12 protein-coding genes are annotated in these 11,930 nt (G+C 55.0%); 9 read left to right on the top strand and 3 right to left on the bottom strand.

Annotated elements, in window-relative coordinates:
- Window positions 1-36 precede the first annotated feature (36 nt).
- The 3 genes from DFP98_RS39230 to DFP98_RS24915 all read left to right on the top strand — a co-directional run bounded on the left by DFP98_RS39230 (window position 37) and on the right by DFP98_RS24915 (window position 3,133).
- Complete coding sequence (locus tag DFP98_RS39230; protein ID WP_181917927.1) at window positions 37-195, top strand: hypothetical protein; 159 nt, start codon at window positions 37-39, stop codon at window positions 193-195.
- A gap of 115 nt (window positions 196-310) precedes the next feature.
- Window positions 311-1,897 carry a peptide chain release factor 3 gene (locus DFP98_RS24920; RefSeq protein ID WP_116063341.1) on the top strand — a complete coding sequence of 529 codons (1,587 nt, stop codon included), beginning with the start codon at window positions 311-313 and terminating at the stop codon, window positions 1,895-1,897.
- Window positions 1,898-1,975: 78 nt separating this feature from the next.
- Entirely contained in the window at window positions 1,976-3,133 is a 1,158-nt protein-coding gene (locus tag DFP98_RS24915) for an alpha-D-ribose 1-methylphosphonate 5-triphosphate diphosphatase (protein WP_116063340.1), read from the top strand.
- Here the strand turns inward: DFP98_RS24915 and sspI are convergent.
- On the bottom strand, window positions 3,130-3,345 hold the full coding sequence (sspI, locus tag DFP98_RS24910; protein ID WP_116063339.1) for a small acid-soluble spore protein SspI: 216 nt from the start codon (window positions 3,343-3,345) through the stop codon (window positions 3,130-3,132). The two genes, DFP98_RS24915 and sspI, sit on opposite strands and share 4 nt — an antisense overlap.
- 120 nt (window positions 3,346-3,465) lie before the next feature.
- Here sspI and DFP98_RS24905 point away from each other — a divergent pair, with 120 nt between their 5' ends.
- On the top strand, window positions 3,466-4,146 hold the full coding sequence (locus DFP98_RS24905) for a potassium channel family protein (RefSeq protein WP_116063338.1): 681 nt from the start codon (window positions 3,466-3,468) through the stop codon (window positions 4,144-4,146).
- Complete coding sequence (locus tag DFP98_RS24900) at window positions 4,133-4,966, top strand: TrmH family RNA methyltransferase (RefSeq protein ID WP_116063337.1); 834 nt, start codon at window positions 4,133-4,135, stop codon at window positions 4,964-4,966. Before DFP98_RS24905 ends, DFP98_RS24900 begins: the two co-directional genes overlap by 14 nt.
- A 463-nt stretch (window positions 4,967-5,429) precedes the next feature.
- Here the strand turns inward: DFP98_RS24900 and DFP98_RS39855 are convergent, their stop codons facing one another.
- Entirely contained in the window at window positions 5,430-5,969 is a 540-nt protein-coding gene (locus DFP98_RS39855) for a YkvA family protein (protein WP_246016682.1), read from the bottom strand.
- A 79-nt stretch (window positions 5,970-6,048) separates the two neighbouring features.
- A complete protein-coding gene (locus tag DFP98_RS24890) occupies window positions 6,049-6,918 on the bottom strand; it encodes an AraC family transcriptional regulator (protein WP_116063336.1) in 870 nt (289 codons plus the stop codon).
- A 252-nt stretch (window positions 6,919-7,170) separates the two neighbouring features.
- Here DFP98_RS24890 and DFP98_RS24885 point away from each other — a divergent pair, with 252 nt between their 5' ends.
- The 4 genes from DFP98_RS24885 (at window position 7,171) to DFP98_RS24870 (ending at window position 11,930) form a co-directional block, all read left to right on the top strand.
- A complete protein-coding gene (locus tag DFP98_RS24885) occupies window positions 7,171-8,286 on the top strand; it encodes a glycoside hydrolase family 172 protein (protein WP_116063335.1) in 1,116 nt (371 codons plus the stop codon).
- 18 nt (window positions 8,287-8,304) lie between these two features.
- Window positions 8,305-9,423 carry a glycoside hydrolase family 183 protein gene (locus DFP98_RS24880; RefSeq protein ID WP_116063334.1) on the top strand — a complete coding sequence of 373 codons (1,119 nt, stop codon included), beginning with the start codon at window positions 8,305-8,307 and terminating at the stop codon, window positions 9,421-9,423.
- Window positions 9,424-9,507: 84 nt separating this feature from the next.
- Window positions 9,508-10,941: an ABC transporter substrate-binding protein gene (locus tag DFP98_RS24875; protein ID WP_116063333.1), complete on the top strand. Its 1,434-nt coding sequence runs from the start codon at window positions 9,508-9,510 to the stop codon at window positions 10,939-10,941.
- Between the two features lie 101 nt (window positions 10,942-11,042).
- Window positions 11,043-11,930: a carbohydrate ABC transporter permease gene (locus DFP98_RS24870; protein ID WP_116063332.1), complete on the top strand. Its 888-nt coding sequence runs from the start codon at window positions 11,043-11,045 to the stop codon at window positions 11,928-11,930.

The raw sequence follows: 11,930 nt of genomic DNA, 5'->3' as shown, positions 1-11,930 counted from the left end.
CGGATCGACGGCCCGCGCGGCAGAAAGGGTGTGCCTATGGCAAACGCAGTAACGGGGGAGACCGGAAAGACGAATAACAGTCTAGTTCTGGTGAAACTGCTGCTTGGCCTGATTTTCGCGGAGCTGAACGAGACGGTTGTCACGACCGCAATGCCGACGATTATTGTTGATCGGAAGAGCCTATTTTCTCCTTAGCGGGAAGATAGGCTCTTCATTTAGCATCGATTATGTTTCACAGCAACTTGGTTGGCGCCCCTTTTGTTGTGCTATAATGGAAGCTGTTATTTTATCGTGAAGGGACTATCCGAGGATGAGCCAAAAAACAAGCGAGGAATTGCGGCAGGAAGTAGAGAAACGCCGCACTTTCGCGATTATTTCCCACCCCGATGCGGGGAAAACGACTTTGACGGAGAAGCTGCTGCTGTACGGGGGCGCGATTCATACCGCCGGCTCGGTCAAAGCGCGCAAAGCGGCGCGACACGCGACGAGCGACTGGATGGAGATCGAGAAGCAGCGGGGAATTTCTGTTACTTCTTCTGTCATGCAGTTTCAATACGAAGGCAAGCAAGTAAACATTCTGGATACGCCGGGTCATCAGGACTTCAGTGAAGATACGTACCGGACGCTGACGGCTGCGGACAGCGCGGTCATGCTGATCGACGTCGCCAAAGGCGTCGAGGCGCAGACGATCAAGCTGTTCCAGGTGTGCAGCAAGCGCGGCATTCCGATTTTCACCTTTATCAACAAGCTTGACCGTGAAGGTCAAGATCCGTTCGAGCTGCTCGAAGAGATCGAGCGTGTGCTCGGCATTCGTTCGGTGCCGATGAACTGGCCGATCGGCATGGGGCGGGAGCTGTGCGGCGTATACGACCGGATGAAGAGCCAGGTCGAGCTGTTCCAGGGCAAGGATCATTCCAAGATCGAAGTGCGCAAGACGTCCGATTACAACGATCCGGTCATTCGCGAGATGGCCGGGGACTATCTGGCCGAAAAACTGGCGCAGGAGCTTGAGCTGCTGGACGTGGCCGGCGACGAGTTCGACTATGAGAAGGTGCGGACGGGACAGCTGACTCCGGTGTTTTTCGGCAGTGCCGTTAACAACTTCGGCGTGCAGACGTTTCTGGAGAACTTCCTGGAGCTGGCGCCGCAGCCGACCGAGCGCAAGACGGCCGACGGCACGGTTGCTCCAGAGGAAGAGAAATTCTCTGGCTACGTGTTCAAAATCCAGGCGAACATGAACCCGGCGCACCGCGACCGGATTGCCTTCCTGCGCATTTGCTCGGGCAAGTTCCAGCGCGGGATGAGCGTGCGGCATGTGCGCGCGGGCAAGGAGATCAAGCTGGCGCAGCCGCAGCAGTTTCTGGCGCAGGATCGCGACATCGTCGAGACGGCTTATCCGGGCGACATTATCGGCTTGTTCGATCCGGGCATTTTCCGCATTGGGGACAGTCTGAGCGAAGGCCGCGACATCGTGTTTAACGAGCTGCCGACGTTTTCGCCGGAAATTTTCTCCAAAGTATCGATCAAAAACGCGCTGAAGCAGAAGCAGTACCTGAAAGGGCTGGATCAGCTGACCGAGGAAGGCATGGTACAGGTGTTCCGCTCGGTCGGCCCGTTCGAGGATACGTATCTCGGCGTTGTCGGTCAGCTCCAATTCGAGGTGTTCGAATACCGGATGAAGAACGAATACGGCGTCGATATTCAGCTGTTCCGAACGCAGTTCCAATTCGCGCGCTGGGTCGTGGGCGGCAAGGTCGATCCGACGAAGTTCCGCATCAACTCGATTCTCGTCAAGGATAAGAACGACGTGAATGTCGCGCTGTTCGAGAACGAGTACGCGATGCGGACCGCGATGGAACGGATGCCGGAGCTTGAATTTCTGGAAGTCGCTCCTTAACGGAATAAGCAACGGCAGCCTGTCGCCCTTCGGGGCGGTGGGCTCTTTTATCACTCGGTCAAGAAAGGCGGGGACGCGATGGGCAGCAGATTGACGATCAAGGGCGGCCTCGTCGTCCGTCCGGACGGCGTGAGTCAAGGGGATTTGGCGATTGAGGACGGTATCATTGCGTCGATCGGGGACGCCGGAAGCGGGGACGAGACGGCGGTTCTCGAGGCGGAGGGCTGCTGGGTGCTGCCCGGCCTGATCGATATGCATTGCGATGCGATCGAGAAGGAGGTCGAGCCTCGACCGAATACGTTGTTCCCGATGGAGATGGCGTTTCTTCAATTCGAACGCAAACTGGCCGGGCACGGCATTACGACGATGCTGCATTCCTTGTCGCTTGGAGTGGGCTTGAGCCTGCGCGGCGAGCATCTTGTAGGCGAGATGATTGAGCTGATTGCGTCCATGCGCAAAGAGCGGGCAATGATTCGTCACGGCGTGCATTTGCGGTACGAAGTATCCCATCTGACCGGATTCGGACTGGCGGAGCGTCTGCTTGAGGAAGGGCTGCTGGACTATGTGTCACTGATGGATCATGCGCCGGGTCAGGGGCAGTATCATCGGCCGGGGGCGTTCGAGCGCTATGTGATGAAAAATCAAGGAGTCGGGATCGACGAGGTCGCAGTCATCGTGGAGGAATTGCAGGAGCGCAGAGGCCGGGTGGATTGGAGCAAGCTTAAGGCGCTTACCGCACGGGCGCGAGCGGCCGGCATCGCCGTCGCCTCGCACGACGACGATACGGTCGAGGCCGTTGAGCGCTCGCTCGGCTTCGGGGCGACGGTGTCGGAATTTCCGTTGAATCTGGAGACCGCTGTGTTCGCTTCTTCCCGCGGAATGGGCGTTTGCGTAGGCGCGCCCAACATCGTTCGCGGCGGCTCCCACGACGGCAACCTGAAGGCAAGCGAAGCCGTCCGCAAAGGCGTGGCGGACATTCTCTGCTCGGACTACCATCCGGCGTCGCTGCTTCATGCGATCTTCGGCCTGGAAGCGGAGGGAGTTCCGCTGACGCAAGCGGTAAACATGGCGAGCTTGAATCCGGCCAGAGCATTAGGTCGCGATAAGACGATCGGCTCATTGGAGCCCGGCAAACGGGCAGACGTCATTGTCGTGGGCAAAATACGCGACATTCCGGTCGTCCGTTATACGATCGTGGACGGAACGCTGGTGCACGCGACGAGGGACATCGGTTAAGCTTGTCCGGTCGGCAGCTGCTTTTGGAGGACGGAGATCATTTTTTTGCGGGCGGCTTCGGTGCTGTTCTTCCAGATAATCTCGAACAGGACGCCGAGGCCGGGCAGCGCCATCTCTTCGGAATCGATCGAGCCTTCGATGATGTCGGTCAATTCTTCGTCTTCCTTACCCTGAACTCGTTGTACAATGGCTTGTCTGAGGTCCAATTCCACGGACTTACCCCCTTGAAGGAAAAGATACCCGTATAGAGTCCCCCAACGGCTTGAAGCTTATGCCCGCGGGCGATTATGATATAATGAAGCGCATGTTAACGAACGCTAGGAGGAATAGAATTGGCCAAGAAACCGCACGGCAAAAAACAATACGCCATCATCGGCCTGGGCCGATTCGGCTCGAGCGTGGCGAAGTACTTGGCGGAAATGGGTTACGAGGTGCTCGCGGTTGACGACAACGCCCAACGCGTGCAAGACGTAGCGCATACCGTTACGCATGCCGTCGCCGCAGATTCGACGGACGAAGAGGCAATGAGCTCGCTCGGCATTCGCAACTTCGATGTCGTCGTCGTGGCGATCGGACAAGATATTCAAGCGAGCATATTAACGACCTTGATCCTGAAGGATCTTGGCGTTCCCTATATTATCGTGAAGGCTCAAAACGAGCTGCACGGCAAGGTGCTGAACAAGATCGGGGCCGACAAAGTCGTATTCCCGGAGCGGGATATGGGGCTGCGCGTCGCTCATCATCTGATCTCTCCGAACATTTTGGATCATATTGAGCTGTCCACAGATTACAGTATTGTGGAGATGAGGCTGCCTTCCCAGATGGTCGGCAAAAATTTGAAGCAGCTCGACATTCGGCTGAAGTATAACTGCAACGTGCTCGCGGTGAAACGCAGCGGTGAGATGAACATTACGCCAAGCGCGGACGAGCCGCTCATTCGCGACGATATTCTCGTCATCGTCGGCAAGAACGAACAACTAACGAAGCTGGAGCAGGCGCATGCGGAACTATGAACCTTATATAAGCTCGTTGTCCAATCCGCGCGTGAAGGAATGGGCCAAGCTGCTGGAACGGAAATATCGGGATCGCGAGGGCAAGTTTCTGCTGGAAGGCATTCATCTGGTGAAGGAAGCTTTGGCAGCGGGCTGGCCGCTTGAAGTCGTGGCCTTCGACGAGGGCTCGGGGGTGTTGGAGCAGTTTCCGGAGGAAGCGGACGGTAGTCTGGAGGGAGTGGGAGGACGGCGGTGCGCTTGGATTCCCGTCTCGCCCGATATTATCGCCAAGTGCAGCGAGACGGGAACTCCTCAGCCGATCTTCGCCGTAGCGCTTAAGCGGCCGCCGGAAGAGGAAAAGCTGTATTCGGTGGAGCGCGGACTAGTCGCGGTGCTGGACGGCGTACAGGACCCCGGTAACGTAGGCACGATTGTTCGCAGCGCCGCAGCGAGCGGAGCGACAGCCGTCGTGCTGGGCAAAGGAACCGCCGACTTGTACAACCCGAAAACGATCCGGGCGACAATGGGCGCGTTGTTCCACGTTCCCGTGCTGGAAGCGAATTTGGGCGAGTTACTGCCTCAGGCGGCTTCGCATGGAGCTGCTATTGTAGGCACGAGCTTGCAGGCTGCGCGCTCGTGTTATGAATATGATTTTGCCGCGCGCAGCGTTTGGCTTGTCTTCGGCAACGAGGGCGCAGGCTTGTCGGAGGCGGTCGGTGAATTCGTACATACGAATGTAATTATACCGATGACCGGCCGCGCGGAATCGCTTAACGTCGCCATGGCGGCTACGGTGCTTTTGTTTGAGGCTCAGCGTCAGCGGGGGTTAACCCAACAATAATTCCCGTCCCCCCCCCCCTAAATAACTGTCCAAGCATAAAAATAACGGTCAAACCTCTTATCAAAGACTGGAAATCGCCAAGCATCTGCCCAAGCGAACCTCCAGTCTTTTTCCTTTTTTCGCTCAACCCATAAATTCTCCAATTGATCGGAAATCGAACTTTTTACGGCGGCCCTATTCACACACATGTGTTTACGCCCTACGAAGGGACTTCCGTGAGGGAAGTTAGTCGAAAAACCATACAAAATGACTCGGATTAGCTCTAATCCGCGGACGTTTGTTCGATAAATCGTACAAAGTAACTCAAATCACGCTCAAACGGCGGACGTTTGTAGGGAAAACCGTACAAGCGATTAAAAATAAGAGTTGTACCATTCAGGATTTCAGGAGCGTATCGTATCGGAGGAGGTACATACACCTTTCACCTTGTTCATCGATTATCTTCCACAGCAACTTGGTTGGCTTATGATTTAAACCACTCTTCAGCCTGCTGCCTGTGCTGATCCGTAATATGAGAGCTTATGCTATTGAACGCTAGCCAGAAAGCTGCGGCATCGTCCGTATAGCCAAGAACCAATATAAAATCGGGAATTAAATCGATGGGGAGTACGATATAGGCCAACGCACCGATGGCAATGGCTTTAACCTTCATAGGCGTTTTACTACCGGTCGCGCAGTAATACATCGCTAGGGCATCTTTGGCAAACGGTATTTTAGAGGCATGCTTTTTTAGCTTTTTTAGAAAATTATTTTTAACGTATTTCTCTTGCTCGTCAGGGTTGCCGATCTTTGCTGTCCACGTGTTTGTGTCAATTTTTTCATCTTTAGAATAGGCTTGTTCGGCTGCCAAAGCCGAAGCTAATTCCTGTTCCGTTTGATAAGCGCTAAGGGACAAGTCTTCGCTAAACTTTGCGTTACACTTGCTGCAGTGAGCCTTGGTAAAATTCTTCGTATCAATGGGATTGATCTGACCGCAATTTTGACATTCCATCTGTCTGATCATCGTAAATTCCCCCTTTTGAGTAGCAGTGATAGGAGCGGTTGCGATAGGTCGCAACTCCCAGAGCAGCGCAGAGACAGCTTTATTTTTTCTTCCGGTAAGCCGACGGAGAGACTCCCTCCCACTTGTGAAACGTCCTGCTGAAAGCGTGAATGCTCTGAAAGCCCAGCTCGTCCGCGATTTGCGTCAGCGACAGGTTCGTGAATTGGATCATCTGCTTGGCTTTCTCCAGACGAACGGACACGTGGTATTGGATCGGCGTCATGCCGTAAGCTTTCTTGAACAGCCGACACAAATAATATTTACTCATATTGGCCAGATCCGCAAGCTCGTCGAGGGTCGATTCCTGATCGATGTGATGCGAGAGATAGTTTTTGACCCGGTCCAGCTGTTCCCAGTTGGATTGCAGGTGCGTGTTGCGCCGCCAATGAATTTCCCGCAGGAGCAGCACCCAAAGCTGAATGAACAAGCCTTTGGCCGTCGTCTCGTAATAGGGGAATTTGCGCTCGAATTCGAAGATAATTTCCTGGATCAGTTGTTCAATGGCGGCAGGCTTGTTCAAGCGAATGTGGTTGGGCAGAGGATCCTCCATGTCCGCGATGACGTCCTCCCGGATCCACCCCCGTTCCGATTCGGTCAAGAGCGAGTACGGCCTGTAAGACACTTTGACGTCGGGGCTGTCCCCGCGATAATACAGATCGAAATGCAGATGCGGTTGCCTCAGCGGCTTGTCGTGCAGCAGGTTGATCGAATGAACCTGGTTCGGCTTGAACAGGAACAAATCCCCCGGTTTTCCGTGATAGATGACGTTTTCCACCGAGACCTCGCATTCCCCATCTTTTACGAACATGAGCTCATAGTCGAAAATGACCCTCTCGGTAATGTTGACCGGAGGATAGATCGTCGAATCCCAAGCGACGCGGATATAAGGAGAGAGGGTGTTCAAATCCATCCTCAACACGACCTCCTTCGAGCGAAAGTTGAACAATTTGGGTTAAACTTCTTACTTATTCTGCTAAAGAATATTGGATAGGAATCCAATAAAATAACAATTGTAAGCGCTATAAAGATTATAGGGAAAATGATTGTCCAAGGCAATAATGCCTAAAAAGCAAGGTGGGAATCCGAACGGGAGCCATCTTCTTTCGTCTGGCCTTCAACGGCGCTCTACCTCGAATCCATCGACAAAAAGGGGCTATGCAGCATGCATCATTCACCGTCTTTATCCTCTCTGAGCCTCGCGAGAGCGGGCAGAAGAAAACGGGAATCCAGCTACGATCGATCGGGCGGCAACAAGGATTATTATTCGATCTTTCCGGGAGAAAACAAAGCGATATGCGAGATCCGGGGAGCAGGGGCGATCACGCACATCTGGATGACGATGGCTACGGACGGGGCGAGCGAAGAGGCATTTCTGCCCCGCAAAATCGTACTCCGAATGTATTGGGACGGCGAGGATGGACCTAGCGTCGAAGCGCCGATCGGGGATTTTTTCGGGATGGGCCACGGATTGACGCGCAATTTCACGTCTGCGGCGCTCATGATGAGCCCGGAGGACGGCAAAGCGTTTAACTGCTTTTTCCGCATGCCATACGCGGAGGGCGCCCGAATCGAGGTTGAAAGCGAAGCGGACAGCCCGATCAAGTTTTACTTCTATATTGATTATGAGGAATACGACGCATTGCCGGAAGATGAGCTTCGTTTTCACGCCCAGTGGCGTCGGGAGTGTCCGACGGACGGCGTCCCGGATCAGGGACAGGGAATGGACAACGCCTACTTCGAATTCGGCGGGAAAAACATAACCGGAGACGGCAACTACGTCATTCTGGACGCGGTCGGCAAAGGCCACTACGTCGGCTGCAACTTCAACGTCCACAACTTGCGCGAGACGAGGGAGTGGAACTGGTACGGCGAAGGGGACGACATGATCTTCATCGACGGGGAGCCTTGGCCGCCTACTCTTCACGGCACCGGCATGGAGGATTATTTCAATACCGCGTGGTGTCCGCAGCAGGAGGTGTGCACGCCGTATCACGGAATCATTCTCGGCGGCGGTTGGAACTGGAGCGGGAAGATTTCGACGTACCGCTACCATATTCTCGACCCGATCATGTTCGAGAAGAGCGTCCGCGTGACGATCGAGCACGGTCACAACAATCACCGGAGCGACGACGTGTCTTCGACCGCTTACTGGTACCAGGAGGAGCCGCATCGTCCGTTCGGGCCGCTCCCGAAAGTCGCCGATCGAATGCCGCTTCCGGATCTGAAGCCTTTCGACAGCGCGAGTCTCGGAAGGATTTTCGGTCATCAAAATCCGTAAATGCGAGGAGTGGATACGTTGAAACGAATAATCGCGATCTCGGCCTGCGTCTTTCTTCTTCTAACGACGGCCTGCTCCGGGGGGAGCAAGACGAACCCGATGCTGGACGCGAAAGATAAGGACTTCGTATTGAAAGGCATTTCCGGTCTAACGCAGGTGTCTCAGTTAACCGGGGCCGATTCCCCGAACCATACGGAAAAGTACGGCGTCTACGGCACGGACCTCGGATCTATGATCAACGACGGCGACCGCACTTATTTCGTCCTTGGGGATACGTTCGGCGAACGGCCCGAAGGGATGACCGGCGGCGGGGGCAGCCTGTGGCGGTCGAATACGCTGGCTTATACGACGGACGTCGAGCCGTCCGACGGCATTACGCTCGACGGGATGATCATCGACGAGATCGGACTGGCCAAAGAATTGCTTCCTTCGGCGAAAGTCGATTTCGATGAAATGACGAAGATTCCGACGCACGGCTTATCCGCGAACGGCGCTTTGTACTTGTACTACATGTCGGTTAACCATTGGGGTGAGCCGGGCAAATGGGACGCCAATTACGCCAGCCTGGCCAAGTCGACGGACCAAGGACAAAACTGGACGTTGCTGGACGACGTGAAATGGCCCGGTGACGGCAACTTCATTCAAGTGAGTCCGTTCAAGGTGGATGCCGCCGAAGGAAAGAAGGACATCTATCTGTGGGCGATCCCCTCCGGCCGGTACGGCGGCGTGCAGTTGATGAAGGTCGCCGAAGAGAGCGTGGAGAACCTGGCGGACTACCGCTATTTCTCGGGTACGGACGACGAGGGAGCCCCGGTCTGGAGCGAGAACCCGGCTCAAGCGAAGACGGTGGTGGACGATTCGGTGGGCGAGCTGTCCGTCGTCTGGAATCCCTATCTGGAGCGATGGCTGATGACTTATCTCAACGAAGGGAATGGCGTCGTCATCCGGGAAGGGCTTGCTCCGTGGGGGCCGTGGGGAGACAAGATCGAACTGGTGAGCCCGACGGAATACCCCGGGCTGTACGCCCCGTTCATGAACGAACGCTATACAGCCGACGGCGGCAAAAGCATCTACTTCGCGCTTTCTCTATGGGACCCCTATAACGTTTTCTGGTTTAAGGCGACGTTGGAGAAGTAATTGGCGCAAGCATCCCCGCGTTTCGAATGTCGATTTAAGCGCTCAGCGTTTAAATAGCTTGACAAAAAAAGGGAGGATTCAAGCATGCAGGAAAAATGGGGAAAGTCGAAAAAATGGACGGTTATGCCATCGGTGCTTCTGGTCGCGGCGATGGCGGTGACGGGATGCGGAGGCGGCAATAACGACAAGGGCTCGAATGCCAGTCCTTCCGTTAGCGCCAGTTCCAGCGAAAGTGCGGCGCCAAGCGAGAGCGCCGCGCCGCAGGAGTCGGAAAGCGCGGCGCCCGCGGAGAAGGTCAAACTCGAATTCTGGGCGCAGAAATTCGAGGACACGACGGATGCATGGTTCAAGAAATGGACGACCGAGTTTAACAAAGCCAACGATAACGTCGAAGTGAAGCTGACGATCGTTCCGGGCGACGCATGGGCCCAGAAGCTGAAAGCCGCGCAAGCCGCGGGCAAGGCTCCCGACATCATGACGATGAATTACGGCAATATCGCGAACGCGGCCAAGCTTGGACAAATCCAGGCTCTGAACGATTTAATGGATCCTGCCGTGTTCGACGATCTGTACGATAACGTAAGAGATTTCGTTACAGTCGGCGACAAGATCTACGCTTACCCGAAGCTGGTAGAACCGTCCGCTGTACTTTACTATCGCAAAGACCTGTTCCAGGAAGCCGGACTCGATCCGGAGAAACCGCCGACGACTTGGGCGGAAGTGCTCGAATACGGCAAAGAGCTGACGAAGAAAGGCGTGTTCGGATTCACGACCGCGCAGAACGCCGCGGATCTGGGATGGTCCAGCTGGGGCTTGCAGTACAATGCCTCCGGTCATCTGGCAGTCACGGACGACTGGTCCAGCGCAGACGTTAATAACGGCGCTTACGAGAATGTGCTGAACTTTTACCAACAGGCCTATCAATCAGGCATCATGCCGAAGCAGCAGCTCGCGGGTTACGCGGATATCAAGCCTTTCGGCGAAGGCAAAGTCGCGATGGCCGTGTGCGGCTCTTGGGCGATCGGGCAACTGCGTAACAGCTATAAGGACATTTTGGATAAAGTAGGCGTTGCTCCGATGGCCTCGATCGACGGCGATCAGACGAAGCCGACGGCTACGCTTGGCGGATGGACGCTTGTCGTCGACGGCAAATCCCAGCATGCGAAAGAAGCCGCTTCCTATATCTCGTACTTGCTCGCGGGGGATACAGGCATCATGATCGACTTCTTCAAGGGCGCGCAGTTTTCCAAGTTTTCTGCGCGTAAGTCGGTTGATGAGGCGATGAAATCCGATGTTGACGCTTCGAAGGATGCATGGCGCGCCTTGATCGCCGAGAAGGTGATCCCGTACTCGAAGGCCGAGCCGATCTACCCTTGGGACATCAGCTTTGCGCTCTCGACTGCGATCGAGTCGGCTATGAAAGGCACGAGCGTGGACAAAGCGTTGGCCAAGGCGGAGAAAGACATCAACGACTTTATCGCGAAATCCAAGCTGGCGGGCACGAATCCGAAGCAATAACGTCCGGACGGCATAGGGCTGCCCCATAAGCGGAGTTGCTTGAAAACAACTTGGTCGACTTATGGGGAGCCCCATTCGGCTCCATCCACGGAGGGAAACGCATGGGCAAAAAAAATTTCCGGCTGGACAACAAGACGGCGTATATTCTATTGTCGCCGATCGTGATTCTGCTAACGATTTTCGTCGTTATTCCGTTTATCTACGCGATCCGGGTCAGCTTCTATGACTGGAGCTTCTATCAGGATTCCGAATTCGTCGGGTTTCGGAACTTCTATATGGTCCTAACGGACCGCTTGTTCGGAGAAGCGGTATGGGTAGGGCTGAAGTTCGCCCTCATGGTCGTACCAGCAACGCTTGTTCTGGCCTTTCTGTTCGCGAACGTCGTCAAAAACATCGGATCGAAGCTGTCCGGTTTCGTTAAGACGTCCATCTATATCCCCACGATTATTTCGGGCATCGTTGCATCTGTCATTTTTGTCTTTATTTATGACTACATGGGAGGACTCGCAAACTATGTGATCGGCTTATTCGGCTATGAGCCGAAGGCATGGCTTGCGGAAGTTGCGACAGCGCTTCCGAGCATCGCTGCGCCTGCGGTTTGGCTCGGCTTCGGCCTGACGACCCTGATTATGCTGGCGGGGCTGCACGACATTCCGGAAAGCTATTACGAGGCGGCGAATCTCGAAGGGGCCGGTCCGTTCAAGAAAATGGTCTACATTACGATTCCGCTCATGCGCAACGTCATCCTGTACTTGCTCGTCACCGGGTTCATCGCTCAGGTGTCGCAATTCGAGCTTTCCCTGGTCATGACGAACGGCGGTCCGCTTAGCGAGACGACGACGCCTAACCTGTATATTCTCAACCACTTCCGCAACGACGTGATGGTCGGCAATTCGATCGCGGCTTCGCTGCTTCTGTTCGTCGTGTTGGGGAGCGTATCCGCCTTGATCTTCAAGGTGCTGAATTCGGAGAAAGCGATCGACGGCTAG

The organism is Cohnella phaseoli (genome assembly GCF_003386235.1).
Lineage (GTDB): Bacteria > Bacillota > Bacilli > Paenibacillales > Paenibacillaceae > Cohnella > Cohnella phaseoli.
The sequence above is the reverse complement of the archived record's forward strand: the minus strand, read 5'-3'. Positions and strand labels throughout refer to the sequence as shown.

Excerpts from the sequence above, each read along its gene's own strand:
- DFP98_RS24870 (WP_116063332.1), top strand. The coding sequence starts at position 11,043 with ATGGGCAAAAAAAATTTCCGGCTGGACAACAAGACGGCGTATATTCTA.
- DFP98_RS24920 (WP_116063341.1), top strand. The coding sequence starts at position 311 with ATGAGCCAAAAAACAAGCGAGGAATTGCGGCAGGAAGTAGAGAAACGC.
- DFP98_RS39855 (WP_246016682.1), bottom strand. The coding sequence starts at position 5,969 with ATGATCAGACAGATGGAATGTCAAAATTGCGGTCAGATCAATCCCATT.
- DFP98_RS24885 (WP_116063335.1), top strand. The coding sequence starts at position 7,171 with ATGCATCATTCACCGTCTTTATCCTCTCTGAGCCTCGCGAGAGCGGGC.
- DFP98_RS24915 (WP_116063340.1), top strand. The coding sequence starts at position 1,976 with ATGGGCAGCAGATTGACGATCAAGGGCGGCCTCGTCGTCCGTCCGGAC.
- DFP98_RS24900 (WP_116063337.1), top strand. The coding sequence starts at position 4,133 with ATGCGGAACTATGAACCTTATATAAGCTCGTTGTCCAATCCGCGCGTG.
- DFP98_RS39230 (WP_181917927.1), top strand. The coding sequence starts at position 37 with ATGGCAAACGCAGTAACGGGGGAGACCGGAAAGACGAATAACAGTCTA.
- DFP98_RS24890 (WP_116063336.1), bottom strand. The coding sequence starts at position 6,918 with ATGGATTTGAACACCCTCTCTCCTTATATCCGCGTCGCTTGGGATTCG.
- DFP98_RS24875 (WP_116063333.1), top strand. The coding sequence starts at position 9,508 with ATGCAGGAAAAATGGGGAAAGTCGAAAAAATGGACGGTTATGCCATCG.